Source organism: Variovorax sp. 01N425, assembly GCF_056399465.1.
In genome coordinates, this window is sequence record NZ_JBFTRJ010000003.1 from 292,783 (window position 1) to 309,084 (window position 16,302).

At 68.5% G+C, this 16,302-nt stretch carries 17 protein-coding genes; 7 read left to right on the top strand and 10 right to left on the bottom strand.

From position 1 onward, the window contains the following. Positions 1 to 181: 181 nt before the first annotated feature. Complete coding sequence (locus AC1DSC_RS06980; protein WP_062361889.1) at positions 182 to 706, top strand: CinA family protein; 525 nt, start codon at positions 182 to 184, stop codon at positions 704 to 706. On the opposite strand, the gene AC1DSC_RS06985 is transcribed toward AC1DSC_RS06980, so the two are convergent. From AC1DSC_RS06985 to AC1DSC_RS07005, 5 genes are read right to left on the bottom strand one after another with little or no spacing between them, the layout of a single operon-like run. After that, entirely contained in the window at positions 703 to 1,707 is a 1,005-nt protein-coding gene (locus AC1DSC_RS06985) for a tripartite tricarboxylate transporter substrate binding protein BugD (protein ID WP_062361892.1), read from the bottom strand. The genes AC1DSC_RS06980 and AC1DSC_RS06985 overlap by 4 nt on opposite strands. Then, positions 1,704 to 2,591, bottom strand: coding sequence for an HpcH/HpaI aldolase/citrate lyase family protein (locus AC1DSC_RS06990; RefSeq protein ID WP_062361894.1), 888 nt, complete (start codon positions 2,589 to 2,591; stop codon positions 1,704 to 1,706). Before AC1DSC_RS06990 ends, AC1DSC_RS06985 begins: the two co-directional genes overlap by 4 nt. Further along, entirely contained in the window at positions 2,588 to 3,769 is a 1,182-nt protein-coding gene (locus tag AC1DSC_RS06995) for a CaiB/BaiF CoA transferase family protein (protein ID WP_062364387.1), read from the bottom strand. Before AC1DSC_RS06995 ends, AC1DSC_RS06990 begins: the two co-directional genes overlap by 4 nt. Before the next feature lie 20 nt (positions 3,770 to 3,789). Next, positions 3,790 to 4,698 carry an HTD2 family dehydratase gene (locus AC1DSC_RS07000; protein WP_155736544.1) on the bottom strand — a complete coding sequence of 303 codons (909 nt, stop codon included), beginning with the start codon at positions 4,696 to 4,698 and terminating at the stop codon, positions 3,790 to 3,792. An 8-nt stretch (positions 4,699 to 4,706) separates the two neighbouring features. Further along, complete coding sequence (locus AC1DSC_RS07005) at positions 4,707 to 5,681, bottom strand: tripartite tricarboxylate transporter substrate binding protein (protein ID WP_062361896.1); 975 nt, start codon at positions 5,679 to 5,681, stop codon at positions 4,707 to 4,709. A 110-nt stretch (positions 5,682 to 5,791) separates the two neighbouring features. Here AC1DSC_RS07005 and AC1DSC_RS07010 point away from each other — a divergent pair, with 110 nt between their 5' ends. Continuing rightward, positions 5,792 to 6,703 carry a LysR family transcriptional regulator gene (locus tag AC1DSC_RS07010; RefSeq protein ID WP_018902868.1) on the top strand — a complete coding sequence of 304 codons (912 nt, stop codon included), beginning with the start codon at positions 5,792 to 5,794 and terminating at the stop codon, positions 6,701 to 6,703. A 525-nt stretch (positions 6,704 to 7,228) separates the two neighbouring features. Here AC1DSC_RS07010 and AC1DSC_RS07015 read toward each other — a convergent pair. Further along, complete coding sequence (locus AC1DSC_RS07015; protein WP_018902869.1) at positions 7,229 to 8,407, bottom strand: acetyl-CoA C-acetyltransferase; 1,179 nt, start codon at positions 8,405 to 8,407, stop codon at positions 7,229 to 7,231. A gap of 65 nt (positions 8,408 to 8,472) precedes the next feature. Further along, positions 8,473 to 10,224 carry a class I poly(R)-hydroxyalkanoic acid synthase gene (gene phaC, locus AC1DSC_RS07020; protein WP_062361897.1) on the bottom strand — a complete coding sequence of 584 codons (1,752 nt, stop codon included), beginning with the start codon at positions 10,222 to 10,224 and terminating at the stop codon, positions 8,473 to 8,475. Between the two features lie 113 nt (positions 10,225 to 10,337). Between phaC and AC1DSC_RS07025 the strand changes: the two genes are divergently transcribed. After that, positions 10,338 to 10,661, top strand: a complete 324-nt coding sequence (locus AC1DSC_RS07025) for a hypothetical protein (protein ID WP_018902871.1) — start codon at positions 10,338 to 10,340, stop codon at positions 10,659 to 10,661. On the opposite strand, the gene pgeF is transcribed toward AC1DSC_RS07025, so the two are convergent. Both pgeF and maiA read right to left on the bottom strand, forming a co-directional pair. After that, complete coding sequence (pgeF, locus tag AC1DSC_RS07030) at positions 10,593 to 11,360, bottom strand: peptidoglycan editing factor PgeF (RefSeq protein ID WP_062361899.1); 768 nt, start codon at positions 11,358 to 11,360, stop codon at positions 10,593 to 10,595. The genes AC1DSC_RS07025 and pgeF overlap by 69 nt on opposite strands. Positions 11,361 to 11,374: 14 nt before the next feature. Next, positions 11,375 to 12,013, bottom strand: a complete 639-nt coding sequence (gene maiA, locus AC1DSC_RS07035) for a maleylacetoacetate isomerase (RefSeq protein ID WP_026283796.1) — start codon at positions 12,011 to 12,013, stop codon at positions 11,375 to 11,377. Positions 12,014 to 12,104: 91 nt separating this feature from the next. Here maiA and AC1DSC_RS07040 point away from each other — a divergent pair, with 91 nt between their 5' ends. The 4 genes from AC1DSC_RS07040 (at position 12,105) to AC1DSC_RS07055 (ending at position 14,495) form a co-directional block, all read left to right on the top strand. Continuing rightward, entirely contained in the window at positions 12,105 to 12,806 is a 702-nt protein-coding gene (locus AC1DSC_RS07040) for a fumarylacetoacetate hydrolase family protein (protein ID WP_018902872.1), read from the top strand. Positions 12,807 to 12,825: 19 nt separating this feature from the next. Beyond that, a complete protein-coding gene (locus AC1DSC_RS07045) occupies positions 12,826 to 13,377 on the top strand; it encodes an NUDIX hydrolase (RefSeq protein ID WP_018902873.1) in 552 nt (183 codons plus the stop codon). Between the two features lie 11 nt (positions 13,378 to 13,388). Next, entirely contained in the window at positions 13,389 to 13,895 is a 507-nt protein-coding gene (locus tag AC1DSC_RS07050) for a CreA family protein (RefSeq protein ID WP_012747147.1), read from the top strand. A gap of 96 nt (positions 13,896 to 13,991) precedes the next feature. Continuing rightward, the gene (locus AC1DSC_RS07055) at positions 13,992 to 14,495 is read left to right on the top strand and encodes a murein hydrolase activator EnvC family protein (protein WP_012747146.1); all 504 of its coding nucleotides are present in this window, start codon (positions 13,992 to 13,994) and stop codon (positions 14,493 to 14,495) included. 16 nt (positions 14,496 to 14,511) lie between these two features. On the opposite strand, the gene AC1DSC_RS07060 is transcribed toward AC1DSC_RS07055, so the two are convergent. Then, a complete protein-coding gene (locus AC1DSC_RS07060) occupies positions 14,512 to 16,167 on the bottom strand; it encodes a phospholipase D family protein (protein WP_018902874.1) in 1,656 nt (551 codons plus the stop codon). Between the last annotated feature and the right edge of the window lie 135 nt (positions 16,168 to 16,302).

A 16,302-nucleotide genomic window follows, 5' to 3' on the forward strand; every position in this document is an offset into this window, starting at 1 on the left:
TCACTCTAGCGAGTTTCAAGCCGTCGAACTCTGAGGAAAACACTGAGCCGAGCTTGCAACCAGCTGTCACGGCGCGGCCGCATGTGCAACCATATTGCATAAGTCCGCCGCCGTCCCGCACACCCCTTTGCTTCCAAGGAGTTCGAAAGTATGAATTTCGAAAACGCCGGGCAACGCCCCCATGCCTGACATCGCCGGCCTCGAGCCGCTTTCCATCCTCGCCGGCCGTGTCGGCGCCATCCTGCGCGAGCGGCGCCAGACCGTGGCGGTGGCCGAATCCTCGGCCGGCGGCCTGGTGTCAGCCGCCCTGCTCGCCATTCCGGGTGCCTCGGCTTTCTTCCTCGGCGGCGCGGTCGTCTACTCGCGCCGGGCCGGAAAAGCGCTGCTAGGGCTGACGGCCGAAGACATGGCCGGCATGCGCGCGGAAACCGAACCCTATGCCAGCTTCATTGCAGGCAGGATCCGGGGCAGCCACCGCGCCACCTGGGGCATTGCCGAAAGCGGCGCGGCCGGCCCGTCCGGCAGTCCGTATGGCGACGCGCCGGGGCATGTGTGCGTGGCCGTCGCCGGAGAGGCTGCGGCCAGCCGGACGATCGAAACCGCCGATGCGGACCGCGCGTCGAACATGGATGTCTTTGCGCGGCAACTGCTCCTGCTGTTCCACCAGACGCTGCTGGCGCAGGATCGCCGAGCGCCAGGCTCCTAGTCCGCCTGCACCCCCGCCGCCTTGATCACCTTCCCCCACTTCTCGGTCTCGGCCGCCAGGTGGGTGCGCAGTGCTTCGGGCGTCACCTTGTCCATCGGCACGGCCTCGGTGCTCAGCTCGGCGAAGCGGTGCTTGACCATGTCGTCCTGCAGCGCGGCGCGCAGGGCCGTGTTGAGCTTTTCCATCACGGCCGGCGGCGTGCCCTTGGGCGCGTAGATGCCGTGCCACACCTTCACGTCGAAACCCTTGAGGCCCTGCTCGTCGAGCGTGGGAATGCTGGGCATGCTGGACAGGCGCTTCGGCGTGGTCACGCCGAACACCTTGACGCGGTTGCCGTCCTTGATGACCGGCGCGGTCTGCGTGGTCTGGTCGCACAGCAGGTCGACCTGTCCGCCCATCAGGTCGTTGAGCGCCGGGCCGGCGCCCTTGTAGGGCACGGTGGTGAGCTGCACCCCGATCTGGTGCGCCAGCAGCATGCCGCACAGCTGCGAGACCGCGCCGATGCCGGCGTTGGCAAGCGTGACCTTGTCCTTGTGGGTCTTCACGTAGGCCAGCAGTTCCTGGAAGTTGCTGGCCGGAAAGTCCTTGCGCGAGAGCAGGGTCATGGGCACGTCCATCACCTGGCCCACGTATTCGAAATCCTTCAGCGGGTCGTAGTTGAGCTTCTTGTAGAGCGCGGGCGCGGTGGCCATGCCCATGTGGTGGATCAGGATGGTGTAGCCGTTGGGCGCCGCCTTGGCCACGCGCGCGGGCGCGATGGTGCCGCCCGCGCCCACGGTGTTCTCGACGATCACGGTCTGCCCGAGCGACTTGCCCATGGGAATCGCGAGCATGCGCGCGACCACGTCGGTGGGGCCGCCGGCCGAGTACGGCACGACCATGGTGATGGGCTTCTCGGGCCAGGGCGCCTGCGCGGCGGCCGGCGCTTGCGCGGCCAGCAGGCCTGCGCCCCATGCCGCGGCCAGCAGGGTGCGGCCCTTCCAGTTCTTCTTCAGATTCACTTGCTTGTCTCCTTGGTTGTTGGATGCCTGTCTTGTTCCGCAGCGAGCGCCTGCAGCCGTTCGGCCAGGCGAACCACCGGCGCGTCGACCATGCGGCCGTCGAGGCTGGCGACGCCGCCGCCAGCCGACCGCACGGCCTCGATCACGCGGCGCGCCCATGCGAGCTCGCCGTCGCTCGGGCCGAGCGCGGCCTGCACCGGCGCGACCTGGTCGGGGTGGATGCACAGCTTGGCGCCGAAGCCGCCGCGCCGCGCGCGTGCGGTGTCGGCGGCCAGGCGCTGCGCATCGCGCCAGTCGGCCGTCACGCCGTCGATCGGCGCGGGCAGCCCGGTGCGGCGCGAGGCCAGCAGCAGCGCCAGGCGCACCGGCACCAGCTCGGCTTCGTCCGCATCGCAGGCCAGCCCGACATCGGCCTGGAAATCGAGGTTGCCGAAGGCGAGCCGCAGCACCTGTGGCGCCGCCGCGAGCTCGTCGACCGCCGCGAGGCCGGCCGCCGATTCGACGAGCGGCACGAGCACCCCTCGAGGACCGATGGCTTCGGCCAGCAGCCGCAGGTCGCCGGCCCGCTCCGCCTTGGGCAGCACCACGCCCGCAATCAGCCCCTGCAAGACCAGCCCGGCCACGGCCACGCAGTCGTCCTCGTGCCAGGGCGTGCCTGCGGCATTGATGCGCACCAGCAGGCGCTGCCGGCCGGCCGCGGGCAGCGCGGCGAACGACGCCGCGAGGCCTTCGCGCGCCGCGGCCTTGCGCTCGGGTGCCACCGCATCCTCCAGGTCGACGATCACCGCGCCCGCGCCGGTGGCCAGCGCGCGCGCGTGGCGCTCGGGCCGGTCGGCCGGCACGAAGAGAAAGGCGCGCGCCAGCGCGAGCGCTGCCGTGCTCACACCGCCCCCGCCTCGCGCAGCGCCGCGATGTCCGCCTCGCTGCGGCCCAGGCTGCGCAGGATGGCGTCGGTGTGCTGGCCCACGGCCGGTATCGCGTCCATGCGGTAGTCGAAGGCGCTCTGGCGGCCGGCCGGCAGCAGCGCCGGAATGTCGCCGGCCGGCGAGCCCACCTGCCGCCAGCGCTCGCGCGCCTGCAATTGCGGATGCGCCCACAGCCCGGCCATGTCGTTCATGCGCGCATTGGCGATCTGCGCCGCATCGAGGCGCTCGACCACCTGCGCGGTGCCGAGCGCGGCGAAGGTCTCGACGATGATCGCGCGCAGCGCGTCGCGGTTCTCGTTGCGCCGCGCATTGCTGTCGAAGCGCGCGTCGGTGGCAAGCCCCGCCTGCAGCAGCACCTTCTCGCAGAACACACGCCATTCGCGCTCGTTCTGCAGGCCCAGCATCACCGTGCCGCCGTCGCCCGCGGGAAAGGGACCGTAGGGATAGATGGTGGCGTGCGAGGCCGCGCTGCGCGGCGGCGGCGGCGCGCCTTCGTAGGCGTAGTACATCGGGTAGCCCATCCACTCGGCGAGCGATTCGAGCATCGACACGTCGATGTGCGAGCCCTTGCCGGTCTTGCCGCGCTGCAGCAGCGCCGCGAGGATGCCGGTGTAGGCATACATGCCCGCCGCGATGTCGGCGATGGAATTGCCCGACTTGCAGGGATCGTCCGGCGTGCCGGTGACCGAGAGAAAACCCGCCTCGCTCTGGATCAGCAGGTCGTAGGCCTTCTTGTCGCGGTACGGGCCGTCGTCGCCATAGCCCGAGATGTCGCAGACGATGAGCCGCGGATGCAGGGCCTGCAGCGCCTCGGCGCCCAGGCCCATGCGCGCGGCCGCGCCGGGCGCGAGGTTCTGCACCAGCACGTCGGCCTCGGCCACCAGCGCCTGCAGCACCGCGAGCGCGGCAGGCTGCTTGAGGTCGAGCGTGAGGCTTTCCTTGGAGCGGTTCACCCACACGAAGTGCGAGGCCTCGCCGCCCACGCGTGCGTCGTAGGCGCGCGCGAAGTCGCCGGCGCCGGGGCGCTCCACCTTGATGACGCGGGCGCCGAGGTCGGCCAGCTGCCGGGTGCAGAAAGGCGCGGCGATCGCGTGCTCGAGCGAAACCACGGTGATGCCGTCGAGAGGTCTTGTCATGGACGTGTTTTCCATTTTTTTCATGCGAGCACGGCCGTGGCCTGCATCGTGAGCCAGCCATCGGCGTCTTCGCCCCAGAGGCTGAAGGTCTTGCCGTCCGTGCTGCCTTCGGCCGGCCTGCCGTGCACGCGGAACGGCGCAATGTCGAAGGTCGGCCGCACGGCGCGGAACTCGAAGCGCGCGAGCTGCGCGCCCGGCACATGGCGGCGCAGCAGGTCCACCAGCAGCGTCGCGATCAGCGGGCCGTGCACGATCAGGCCCGGATAACCCTCGACCTGCGTCACGTAGCGGCGGTCGTAGTGGATGCGGTGGCCGTTGAAGGTGAGCGCCGAATAGCGGAACAGCAGCACGTCGTCGGGCACGATCTCGCGGCTGAAGGCGGCGTCCTTCGGCGCCGGCGTGGGCGGCGGCGCCTTCTCGCCGGGCGCGGCCGCGGCGCGGTAGACGATGTCGTGCTCCTCGGTCAGCGCAAGGCCGCGTTCGTTGCGCACTTCATGGCGCACCAGCACGAACATCAGCTCGCCCGTGCGGCCGACCTTGTGGGTGACCGAGGCGATGGTCGAGGTGCGCTCGGCCCTGTCACCCACCTGCAGCGGGTTGCCCGGCTCCCACGCCAGCCGCCCGCCGGCCCACATGCGGCGCGGCAGCGGCACGGGCGGCAGGAAGCCGCCGCGCTTCGCATGGCCGTCCTCGCCGATCTCGGACTGGCGATGGTGCGGCAGGAAGTAGAGCCAATGCCAGAGTTCGGGCAGGCGCGTGCCGGCGGCGGGCGGTGCGTCGTCGCGGTCGAGCGTGGCCGAGAGCGCACGCACGGGAGCGGCGGTGATGTCGTCGGCCAGCGTTTCGCTGCGGCCTTGCCAGGCCTGGAGCTTCGCGAGCGTGCCGGCGTCGATCGCGCCGGGGGACTTTTCTTGGACGGAATTGATCATGGGTTCCTTCAGTCGACCGCTGCGCCGGAGGCCTTGACGATGCGTGCCCACTTGGCGAGGTCGTCCTGCAGCAGTTTCGAGAATTGATCGGGCGTGGTGGGCGGCGCGATCTCCACGCCCTGCTGTTCGAGCTTGTCGCGCAGGTCCTTCGCGGCCAGCGCCTTGCGCGTCGCGTCCTGCAGCGTGGCGAGCACCTCGGGCGGCACGCCCGCTGGCGCGAACAGGCCGATCCAGAGCGTGCCGTTGTAGCCCGGCACGGCCTCGGCGATGGCGGGCACATGGGGCAGCACCGGCGAGCGCTTGTCGCCGCTCACGGCCAGCGCGCGCAGCTTGCCGGCCTTGATGTGCGAGAGCGCCGAAGGCAGGCTCGCGAACACGATCGGCAGCTGCCCGCCGAGCACGTCGTTGAGCGCGGGCGCCACGCCCTTGTACGGCACGTGCTGCAGCGAGATGCCGGCCATGCTGTTGAGCATTTCGCCCAGCAGGTGGTTGAGCGTGCCGTTGCCGGCCGAGGCGTACTGGTAGTTGGCGCCCTTCTGCCGCGCGAGCTTCAGGAACTCGTTGAAATCCTTCGCGGGAAACGAGGGGTTGACCAGCAGCACGTTGGGCACCGCGCCGATCAGGCCCACGGGCTTGAAATCCTTCACCGGATCGAAGCCCGGGTTCCTGTAGAGCGCCGGGTTGATGGCCTGGCTGCTGCTGATGGTCATGAGCAGCATGTAGCCGTCCTTCGGGCCCTTGGCGACCAGTTGCGTGCCGATGTTGCCGCCCGCGCCCGGCCGGTTGTCGACCACCACGCTCGCGTTCATCAGCTCGCCGATCTTCTGGCCCACGAGGCGGCCCACGATGTCGTTGGTGCCGCCCGCAGCCTGCGGCACGACGAGCGTGACGGGGCGCGAGGGGTAGGGCTGCGCGGCAGCCGGAACCGCAGTGCAGAGCGCTGCCGCGGCAAGGGAAAGAAGCGCCAGTGCGCGGAATGTCATTGTCTTTGTCTCCATGGCCGCATGGTGTTCTGCCGTGGCAGCGTGCGCAATCTGCGATTTCGAAACCCAGGCTTCTGAAATACCGAAGGCTCGGGCTTTACGATGGCGCCATGCTTTTCGACCTGACCGACCTGCGCCTCTTCGTTGCCACGGCCGAGCTCGGCAATCTCACGCGCGCGGCCGAGCGGCAGCACCTGTCGCTTGCGGCGGCCAGCGCGCGCATCAAGGCGCTCGAAAACCAGGCCGGGCTGCAGCTGCTGCAGCGCGAAGCGCGCGGCGTGCGCCTGCTGCCGCCGGGGGAAGCCTTCCTGCACCACGCGCGCCTCGTGCTGCACCAGACCGAGCAGCTGCGCGCCGACCTGCTCGAATACGGCGGCGGCCTGCGCGGCCACCTGCGCGTGTTCGCCAACACCACGGCGGTGACCGATTTCCTGCCTGAAATCTTGCCGGGCTTTCTTGCGCGCAATCCGCGCATCAACGTCGACCTTCAGGAAAAACCGAATGCTCAGATCCCGCGCGGCGTGCTCGACGGCCGCGCCGACATCGGCATCGTGGCGGGCCGCGTCGACACGCTGGGCCTCGAAGCGATCCACTTCAGCACCGATCGGCTGGTGCTCGCCACCTCGCGCAAGCACCGCTTCGCGAAGCGCCGCAGGATTTCATTCGCGGAAACGCTGGATGAAGACGCAATCGGCATGCAGCAAGGCAGCACCTTGCAGACCTTTCTGGCGCAGATCACCGACAACCTCGGCAAGCGGCAGAAGCTGCGCATCCAGCTCGGCAGCTTCGACGCCATGTGCCGGATGATCGGCAGCGGCGTGGGCATTGGCGTGGTGCCGGAGTCGGCGGCGCGGCGCAATCAGGAAAGCATGCAGCTCGCGCTGATCGATCTCAGCGACGCATGGTGCGTGCGGGAGCGCTACCTGCTGGTGCGCGACCGGGCGGCACTGCCGATCTATGCGCAGGCGCTGGTCGAGACGCTGTGCCAGCACTACGCCGTGGAGCAGGCCGCTGCCGGCTGAGTGCCACAAATCAAGGACTTGCGGGCGAATTCTGAAGAAGCCGATGCCATCCCCATTTTCCGTGGACAACTTTGGGGATAACTGATGTTCTTCCTTGTAAAGGCGATCTAACTTGTTGTTTTACAAGGGGAATAATCAGTTTGCTCAAAAATTGGGCGGTGAACAAAGTGATCTGCGGCCTGCCGGGTCCGGCAGTGAGCTGTTGCTGTTGTCGTGTTCGGGGCGCGTGCACAGGCCACCGGGTACTCCCCTCCGCGAATGTCCCCCGGGGGCTGCGCCCCCTCCTCCTTGATTTCGCTGCGGGGAGCACCCGATGCCCTGTGCACCTGGGCACGCTCTGCGAACACAGCCGATCAACGGCCGCTCTGTCCAACGCTCCCGCTGATGGGGTGCCTTGCGCAGCGAAATCAAGGGGGAGGCCGAAGGCCGGAGGACATTCGCGGAGCAAGGTACCCCGTCGGCGGGAGCGCGCCCTGAATGGCCGCGCCCCCGAAAGAGAGGTGCGCGACCCGGGAGCGCAAAGACCTATCGCTCGATCGTCAGCGCCACGCCCATGCCGCCGCCGATGCACAGCGACGCAATGCCCTTCTTCGCGTTCTGGCGCTGCATCTCGTGCAGCAGCGTCACCAGGATGCGGCAGCCCGACGCGCCGATCGGGTGGCCGATGGCAATGGCGCCGCCGTTCACGTTGACCTTGTTCACGTCCCAGCCCATTTCCCTGTTCACCGCGCAGGCCTGCGCCGCGAAAGCCTCGTTGATCTCGAGCAGATCAAGGTCGGCAGCCTTCCAGCCGGCGCGCTGCAGCGCCTTGGTCGACGCGGGCACCGGGCCCATGCCCATGATCGCCGGGTCGAGGCCGGCCGTGGCGTAGCTTGCGATGCGGCCCAGCGGCTTGAGGCCGAGCGCGGCCGCCTTCTTGGCCGTCATCACCATCACGGCGGCAGCGCCGTCGTTCAGGCCCGAGGCATTGCCCGCGGTCACGCCGCCAGCCTTGTCGAACGCGGGGCGCAGGCCCGCCAGGCCTTCGGCGCTGGTCTTGCGGTTGATGAACTCGTCCTTGTCGAAGACGATCGGATCGCCCTTCTTCTGCGCAATGCTCACGGGCACGATCTCGTCCTTGAACTTGCCGGCGTCCTGCGCGGCCGCGGCCTTGGTCTGGCTGCCGAGCGCGAGCTCGTCCTGCGCGGAGCGGTCGATGCCGTACTTCTTGGCCACGTTCTCGGCCGTGATGCCCATGTGGTACTGGTTGTAGACGTCCCACAGGCCGTCCACGATCATGGTGTCGACCAGCTTCCAGTCGCCCATGCGCTGGCCGTTGCGCGAATTGGGCAGCACGTGCGGCGCGGCGCTCATGTTCTCCTGGCCGCCGGCAATCACGATCTCGCTGTCGCCCGTGGCCACGGCCTGCGCCGCGAGCATCACGGCCTTCAGGCCCGAACCGCACACGGCGTTGATGGTGAGCGCCGGCGTTTCCTTGGCGCCGCCGCTCTTGAGCCATGCCTGGCGCGCGGGGTTCTGGCCCGCACCGGCGGCCAGCACCTGGCCCATGATGGCTTCGCCGACCTGGTCGGCCGTGAGATTGGCGCGCGCGATCACTTCCTTGATCACGAGGGCGCCCAGCTCGGTGGCTGCAATGCCGGCAAGCGAGCCGCCGAACTTGCCGACCGCCGTGCGTGCGGCCGAAACGATGACGATGTCTTCCATGAGGTTCTCCGTTGAAGTGATTTGAATTGAAGCGGTGCGGGTAACTCGTGCGTGTGTGTCCGGGATCAGGCCCTGGCCTTGACGTAGCGTCCCGGCGCCGGCTCGATGGCCTTGTAGGCCTTGCCGTTGCCGTAGGCCTTGGGTGCCGGGACCTGCTTGCCCGCATGGTCCTTGAGCCATTGGGCCCAGTCGGTCCACCAGCTGCCGGGATGCTCGGTGGCGCCGGCCAGCCATTCGGCCTGGGTCTTGGGGAACTTGCCGTCCTCGCGCGTCCAGTGGCTGCGCTTTTTCTTGGCGGGCGGATTGATCACGCCCGCGATGTGGCCCGAGGCGCCCATGACGAAGCGCTTCTTGCCGGGCAGCAGCTGCGTGGACGCATAGGCGCCGCCGATCGGCACGATGTGGTCTTCGCGCGAGCCGTAGATATAGGCCGGGATGTCGATCCTGCCGAGGTCGATCTTCTCGCCGCAGACCGTGAGCGCATTGGGCTTGGCGAGCTTGTTCTCGTGGTACGTGTTGCGCAGGTACCAGGTGTAGAACGGGCCCGGCAGGTTGGTGGCGTCGCTGTTCCAGTAGAGCAGGTCGAAGGGCGGCGGGGTCTCGCCCTTCAGGTAGTTGCCGACCACGTAGTTCCAGACCAGGTCGTTGGGCCGCAGGAAGCTGAAGGTCGAGGCCAGGTCCATGCCCGGCAGCAGGCCGCCCTTGCCCAGCTGCATTTCGCGGTACGCCACCATCGCCTCGTCCACGAAGATGTCGAGGATGCCGGTGTCGCTGAAGTCGAGAAAGGTGGTGAGCAGCGTGACCGAGGCGGCCGGCTTTTCGCCGCGCGCCGCGAGCACGGCCAGCGCTGTGCTCAGGATGGTGCCGCCCACGCAGAAGCCCAGCGCGTTGATCTGCTTGCTCCCGCCGATCTCCTGCACGAGGTGGATCGCCTTGATGGCGGCATTCTCGATGTAGTCGTCCCAGGTGGCGTGGGCCAGCGACTCGTCGGGGTTGCGCCAGCTCACCACGAACACGCGGTGGCCCTGCTCGTTGGCATAGCGGATCAGGGAGTTCTCGGGCTGCAGGTCGAGGATGTAGAACTTGTTGATGCACGGCGGCACCAGCAGGAACGGCCGCTCATAGACCTTGGCCGTGAGCGGTTTGTATTCGAGCAGTTGGAAATACTCGTTCTCGAACACCACGGCGCCCTCGGTGGTGGCCACGTTGCGCCCCACTTCGAAGGCGCTTTCGTCGGTCATGCTGAGGTGGCCCTGCTTCACGTCGTGCAGCAGGTTCTGGATGCCCTTGGCAATGCTCTCGCCCTGCGTGTCGATGGCTTTCTTCTGCGCCTCTGCGTTGAAGGCGAGCGAGTTGCTGGGCGATGCGGCCGCCATCCATTGCTCGACCGCAAAGCGCATGCGCGCCTTGGTCTTTTCGTCGGCGTCGATGGCCTCGGCCATGCTGAGCAGGGTGCGGCCATTGAGCAGGTAGACCGCCGCCGAGAAGGCCGCGAGCGGGTTGCTGCCCCAGGCTTCGCCGGCAAAGCGCCTGTCGCCCTCGGGCCTGGCGTCGAAGCCGCGGCGCCAGAGTTCGGTGGCCTCGGCCATGTATTGCTGCTGGATCGATTGCAGCTTCTCGGGCGCGATGGAGACTTTCGGCAATTCAGGCAGCGTTGCCCCCGGAGGCAATTGCCACAGCGGCGTGCCGCCGCCGTTGAAGGCCGAGGCCCCCTGTACGGCGGACTGCTGGAGCGATTCCAGCGCCTTGGTCCATCCCTCCGAAAGAGCCTGCTGGAAGGGCGCGAACGCGTCGGCCCCCGTTGCTTGTTGCTTCATCATGTCTCCTGGTCCTCACCTGAATCGATACGGATGGCTTGCGTATTTTGAGTATCCTGCATTTCGCAAGGCGCCCACAACGCTCCCCGCTCACTTACCGACTGAAACTTCTTGTGTTCATCCACCTGATCGTGATTGGCTGGCTCTACGTCGCCCTGATGATGGCCGTGGCCGAAGCCACCAACACCACCGGCACCGTGCTGGGTGCCATCTTCACATTTCTTTTGTACGGATTGGCGCCTGTCGCACTGGTGGTTTACCTGATGGGGACGCCGGGGCGGCGCCGCGCGATCAGGGAGCGCGAGGAAAAGGCACAGGAAGAAGCGCGCCGCGCCGCGAGCGAGGCGGCCGCAGCGGCAGGCGCGGACTCAGGCCTTCCAGACCAGCGCGGCGAAACGCCCGCTGACGCCGTCCCGCCGGTGCGAAAAGAACCGTGACGGGTTGGCGACGGTGCACCACGCGTCGCTGCCGTCGTTGCCATGCACCGATTCCACGCCGGCTGCACAGAGGCGCTGGCGCGCGAGCGCGGGCAGGTCGGCCAGCCACTTGCCGGGCGCCGCCGCGGGCAGGAAGCAGCGCGCAGCCTCGGGCGCATGCGCCTCGAACGCAGCCTTGACCTCGGGCCCGACCTCAAAGGCACGGGGCCCGATGCACGGGCCGAGCCAGGCCATGACCCTGCCGCCGCCCTGCGCGGGCTCGAAGCACCGGGCCGCCGCCTCGAGCACGCCGCCGGCCAGGCCGCGCCAGCCGGCATGCGCGGCCGCCACCCGCTGGCCCGATTCGTCGGTGAAGAGCACGGGCAGGCAGTCGGCCACCATGATGGTGCAGGCCACGCCGGTGGCCGTGGCGGTGCAGGCATCGGCCGGCGTGCCGTCGCCCGCCCCGCCCGCCTCGGCATCGAGCGCCACCAAGCCGGTGCCGTGCACCTGCTGAAGAAAGACCGGCCGCGCGCCGCCGATGGCCTGCGCCAGGCGATGGCGGTTTTCGGCGACGTGGGCGGCCAGGTCGCCCACGTGGTCGCCCAGGTTGAGGCTCTGGTAGCGGCCCTGCGAGACACCGCCCTCGCGCGTGGTGCACACGGCCCGCACGTTGGGCGGCGCCGGCCAGTCGGGCACGAGCCAGTGCGCGTCGTCCATGGCGGCGGGCGCGTTCAGGCTTCCGCGTCGGGGCACTGCGAAGGCTGGGCGCGCTGGAAGGCGTCGAGCTCCATGCAGGCCTCGAAGGCGGCCATGGTGCGCGGCAATCCGCTGAAGTCGCAGTCGAAGCGGCGGCCGTTGAAGATCTGCGGCACCAGGCAGCAGTCGGCCAGCGTGGGCGTGTCGCCATAGCAGAACCGGCCGCCCGGATGCTGCGCGAGCTGGCGCTCGAAGGCCAGCATGCCGTCGCGCACCCAATGGCGGTACCAGGCGTTCTTGGCCTCGTCGTCGAGCTTGAGCTCCTTCACCAGGTACTTGAGCACGCGCAGGTTGTTGAGCGGATGGATCTCGCAGGCGATGGATTCCGCCAGCGCGCGCACATGGGCGCGGCCCACCGGATCGTGCGGCAGCAGCGCCGGCTCGGGGTGGGTTTCGTCCAGGTATTCGATGATGGCCATCGATTGCGAAAAGCGCTCGCCCTCGTCCTCGAGCAGCGGCACCAGCATGTCGGCCGAAATGGCCGAGAACGGCCCCGTGCGGTGCTCGCCGCGGGCGATGTGCACCGGGATGTAGTCGAACTCCAGGCCCTTCAGGTGGAGCGCGATGCGCACGCGGAACGACGAGGACGATCGGAAGTAGTTGTGCAGCTTCATCATCCCGCAAGCATAGCGCCGCACCGGCAGCCCGTGCCTGCCTCTGGCACACTGCCGTTTTTTCTCCGTTCCGCTGAAAAGGACAGACGCAATGGCTTCCGAGTTTGTTTTCGCCCCGCCCGCGACCGTTTCGATCCCCGTGGTCGGCCAGCCGGCCCGTTTTCCGGTGCACCGCATCTACTGCGTGGGCCGCAACTACGAGGACCACGCCAAGGAAATGGGTTTCACCGGGCGCGAGCCGCCCTTCTTCTTCATGAAGCCGGCCGACGCGCTGGTGGTGGTCGATGCGGGCCAGACCGGCACCATGGCCTACCCCACGCTCACGAAGAACCTGCACCACGAGATCGAGCTCGTGGTGGCGATCGGCACCGGCGGCAAGAACATTGCGGCGGCCGATGCGCACAAGCACATCTACGGCTATGCCGTGGGCCTGGACATGACGCGGCGCGACCTGCAGAACGACATGAAGAAGCAGGGCCGCCCCTGGGACATCGGCAAGGGCTTCGAGCAGAGCGCGCCCATCGGCCCGATCGTGCCGGTGGCCGAGGCCGGCGATGCCGAGAACGCCGAGATCTCGCTGCAGGTCAACGGCACCGACCGCCAGCGCAGCACCGTGAGCAAGCTGATCTGGAACGTGGCCGAAACCATCGAGCACCTGTCGGCCGCGTGGGAGCTGCAGCCCGGCGACCTGATCTACAGCGGCACGCCCGAAGGCGTGGCGGCGGTGGTGGCGGGCGACACGCTGGTGGGCGAAGTAGCCGGCTTGCCCAAGTTGGCGGTCAAGATCGTCTGACGCCGCGGCTCCCCGCTCCATGATCCTGCGCGTACCCATCAAGCACTGCAAGAACTGCGGCACCGCCGTGGTCTACCGCGTCCCCGACGACGGCGACACCAAGGAGCGCGCGGTCTGCCCGGCCTGCAGCACCGTCCACTACGAGAACCCGCTGAACGTGGTGGGCACCATTCCCGTGCTCGGCGACAAGGTGCTGCTGTGCAAGCGCAACATCGAGCCGCGCTGGGGCAAGTGGACGCTGCCGGCGGGCTTCATGGAGCTGGGCGAAACCGCGGCCCAGGGCGCGGCCCGCGAGACCGACGAAGAGGCCGGCGCCCATTACGAGATGCAGGGCCTGTTCGCGGTGATCAGCGTGGTGCGCGTGGGCCAGGTGCACCTGTTCTACCGCGCCCGCCTGCTCGACGACCGCTTCGACCCGGGCCACGAGACCATCGAGGCCCGGCTCTTCACCGAGGAAGAAATTCCCTGGGAAGAGATCGCCTTTCGCACCGTGCGCGAGGCGCTCGAACACTTCTTCGAAGACCGGCGGCGCGGCAGCTTCGACCGCGTGCACGAACTCAGCATCGTTTGAAACACCACCCCATGACCCAGGCCTCCCGCGCTCCCCTCCTCCTTCGCGGCGCCTTCGCATGCGGCCTGGCGCTGGCGGGCCTGGCGCTGGCCTTCGCCGCGCATGCGGAAACGGTGGGCGACGTGGACACCGCCTTCAAGCTCATCGGCCCCGATCACAAGATCGTGGTGGAGGCCTACGACGACCCCAAGGTGAACGGCGTGACCTGCTATGTCTCGCGCGCCAAGACCGGCGGGCTGGCGGGCGCCTTCGGCGTGGCGGAGGACAAGTCGGAAGCCTCCATTGCCTGCCGCCAGGTCGGGCCGGTCAGCATCGTGCAGCCGCTTCCAAAGCGCGAAGAGGTCTACAGCGAGCGGCTGTCGATCCTGTTCAAGCGGCTGCGCGTGGTGCGCATGGTCGACGCCAGGCGCAACACGCTGGTCTATCTCACCTACTCCGACCTGCTGATCGAAGGCTCGCCGAAGAACAGCGTGACGGCGGTGCCGATCGACCGCGGCACGCCCATTCCGCTCAAGTAGACCCGGCCCCGGCGGAGTTTGCTAGCATGGACGAGGTGGCTCGCCCGGCGCGCCGACCGCGGGAACCCTCAGCAACGAATTCGTTCCAACAGAGCCATGCACCTTCAGACTTTTGCCCTTCGTACCGGCGCCGCGCTCCTGGTGGCTGCCGGCCTGGCCGCCTGCACCACGCCGCAGCCGCCCGCGCGGCCCGGCGTCGTCATTCCGCCGCCCGTGCAGCAGCCCCTGGCCATGTTCATCCGGCCCGCCGCCGGCACCACCATTGCCCGCTTCGACGGCGTGCGCAACAAGGGGCTCGACATTGCAGGCAACCTGGGCGATCCCATCGTGGCCTCGGCCGATGGCCGCGTGGTGTACGTGGGCGGCGAGCTGCGCAGCTACGGCAACATGGTCATCATCAAGCACAACGAGACCTTTCTCACCGCCTACGCCCATGCGCAGACCATCCTCGTGAAGGAAAACGCGGTGGTGCGGCAAGGCCAGAAGATCGCCGAAATGGGCAAGAGCGAAACCGACCGCGTGAAGCTGCATTTCGAGATCCGCAAGAACGGCACCGCCGTCGATCCCGAGCCCTACCTGAACGGCCGCCTGCAGCAGTAGCACCTGCCGGCCCGCGCTACAGCAGGCTCTCGGGCACCAGCGGGGCGAACAGCTCCAGCTTCCAGCGCGCCCAGAAATCCGTTTCCGGCTCCACGTGCAGGATGGTGTCGGCGCCATCGCCCGAGGCCGGGCTCACCCACTCGATGCCGCCGCGCGGCCCCAGCTGCAGCTGGTAGGCGCCGTCCAGCCGGATGAAACCGATCAGGCTGGTGAGCTGCTGGGCAATCTGCGGGCTGAAGATGAACAGGCCGATCTCGGTGTTGTGCAGCATCGAGCGCGGATCGAAGTTCATCGAGCCGATGAACACCATGCTGCGGTCGACCACGGCCGACTTGCCGTGCAGCCGGCCACTGGCCGAACCGTAGATGCCGAAGCGCTTGGTCTGCTCCACGCGCTTGGGGCTCAGCTCGTAGAGCTCCACGCCCAGGGCGAGCATTTCGGGCCGGTAGTGGCGATAGCCGATGTGCACCAGCGATTCGTCCGTGGCGGCCAGCGAATTGGTCACGATGGTGTAGCTCACGCCGCGCTGCCGCACGAGGCGGATCGTCTCCATGCCGCCGCGCCCCGGAATCAGGTAGGGCGTGGTCTGCAGGATCTCCTGCTGGGCTCCGCGCAGGTAGCGCCGCACGTTGTAGAGCACGCTGTCGGTCGATTCGTCGGCCGGCAGTCCGCGGGCTTCGGGCGGCCCGAGTGCCTTGGCGGGCGCATCGGCATAGGCTTCGGCGCGCGCCCAGACCAGCGACAGCGCACCCTCGCCCAGGTCCTTGGCGAGCGCGTTGTTGCCCAGCAGGTCGGTGGAAGTCAGCGGCTCGGGATGCAGCGTGTCCGGCCCGGCAGTCATCTGCTCGAAGCGTTCGCGCAGCTGCTGCGGCGTGGCCCCGCCATTGGAGACCAGCGACTCGATCGGGTAGACGTACGGGCTGTTCCAGTACATGTCGAACAGCGACGACAGCCGCGGCACGACCGTGCCGGCCACCAGCGTGTCGATGTCGATGAAGTTGGAGCCGCCATCGCGCAGGAAGTATTCGTTGGCGATGTTGCGCCCGCCCATGACCGCCATCGTGTTGTCCACCACGAACAGCTTGTTGTGCATGCGCCGGTGCACCCGGTCGAAGTCGAGCAGCGACGCCGCCCAGCGCGTGCCCAGCAGGCCGCGGCCGGCCGGGAAGGGATTGAAGAAGCGCACCTCCACGTTCGGATGCGCCGCGAAGCCCGCGAACAGCGGATCGGCGCCCGCGGTGTAGAGATCGTCCACCAGCAGGCGCACGCGCACGCCGCGGTCGGCCGCGTCGCGCAGCGTGCGCAGCAGGTAGCGGCCGGTTTCGTCGTTCTGCACCAGGTAGTACTGCACGTCGATCGAGCGCTGGGCGCGGCGCGCGAGCTCGATGCGCGCATGCAGCGAATACTGCGGCATCGGCAGCAGCCGGAAGCCGCTCAGCCCCTGCCCCGGCGGCGAGGCCGCTGCCACCAGGCGCCCCAGCATGGTGTCGGCGCCATCGGTGATGGCCACCGAAGGCTTGCGCTCCACCCCAGCCGGCAGCCCCGCGCAGCCGCCCAGGAGCAGCAGGGCCAAGCCGAGCAGCAACAGCCAGGGCGCGCGCGCCAGGCGCAGGCCAAGCCAGCCGGTTGGCGGGGCGGAACGTCGTGGATTGAAGGGGAAGTCTTCGGCCATCGGTGGGGTGCCATGCGCAACGTGCGCATGGTGGCCGGTTTCTACCATGGCCGCGGGCGGAGCATGCGCTCATGGAGTCCTCCTACACCATCGGCAAAGGCAAGCTGACGCATTCGCCGGCCGGCGCGTTCCACA

What these genes read in the sequence shown, in the direction of transcription:
- phaC (WP_062361897.1), bottom strand. Translation starts at nt 10,224, where the DNA reads ATGAAGCAACAAGCAACGGGGGCCGACGCGTTCGCGCCCTTCCAGCAG.
- AC1DSC_RS07015 (WP_018902869.1), bottom strand. Translation starts at nt 8,407, where the DNA reads ATGGAAGACATCGTCATCGTTTCGGCCGCACGCACGGCGGTCGGCAAG.
- AC1DSC_RS07055 (WP_012747146.1), top strand. Translation starts at nt 13,992, where the DNA reads ATGCACCTTCAGACTTTTGCCCTTCGTACCGGCGCCGCGCTCCTGGTG.
- AC1DSC_RS07000 (WP_155736544.1), bottom strand. Translation starts at nt 4,698, where the DNA reads ATGATCAATTCCGTCCAAGAAAAGTCCCCCGGCGCGATCGACGCCGGC.
- AC1DSC_RS07060 (WP_018902874.1), bottom strand. Translation starts at nt 16,167, where the DNA reads ATGGCCGAAGACTTCCCCTTCAATCCACGACGTTCCGCCCCGCCAACC.
- AC1DSC_RS07010 (WP_018902868.1), top strand. Translation starts at nt 5,792, where the DNA reads ATGCTTTTCGACCTGACCGACCTGCGCCTCTTCGTTGCCACGGCCGAG.
- AC1DSC_RS07045 (WP_018902873.1), top strand. Translation starts at nt 12,826, where the DNA reads ATGATCCTGCGCGTACCCATCAAGCACTGCAAGAACTGCGGCACCGCC.
- AC1DSC_RS06995 (WP_062364387.1), bottom strand. Translation starts at nt 3,769, where the DNA reads ATGACAAGACCTCTCGACGGCATCACCGTGGTTTCGCTCGAGCACGCG.
- pgeF (WP_062361899.1), bottom strand. Translation starts at nt 11,360, where the DNA reads ATGGACGACGCGCACTGGCTCGTGCCCGACTGGCCGGCGCCGCCCAAC.
- AC1DSC_RS07005 (WP_062361896.1), bottom strand. Translation starts at nt 5,681, where the DNA reads ATGACATTCCGCGCACTGGCGCTTCTTTCCCTTGCCGCGGCAGCGCTC.
- maiA (WP_026283796.1), bottom strand. Translation starts at nt 12,013, where the DNA reads ATGAAGCTGCACAACTACTTCCGATCGTCCTCGTCGTTCCGCGTGCGC.
- AC1DSC_RS06980 (WP_062361889.1), top strand. Translation starts at nt 182, where the DNA reads ATGCCTGACATCGCCGGCCTCGAGCCGCTTTCCATCCTCGCCGGCCGT.
- AC1DSC_RS07050 (WP_012747147.1), top strand. Translation starts at nt 13,389, where the DNA reads ATGACCCAGGCCTCCCGCGCTCCCCTCCTCCTTCGCGGCGCCTTCGCA.
- AC1DSC_RS07040 (WP_018902872.1), top strand. Translation starts at nt 12,105, where the DNA reads ATGGCTTCCGAGTTTGTTTTCGCCCCGCCCGCGACCGTTTCGATCCCC.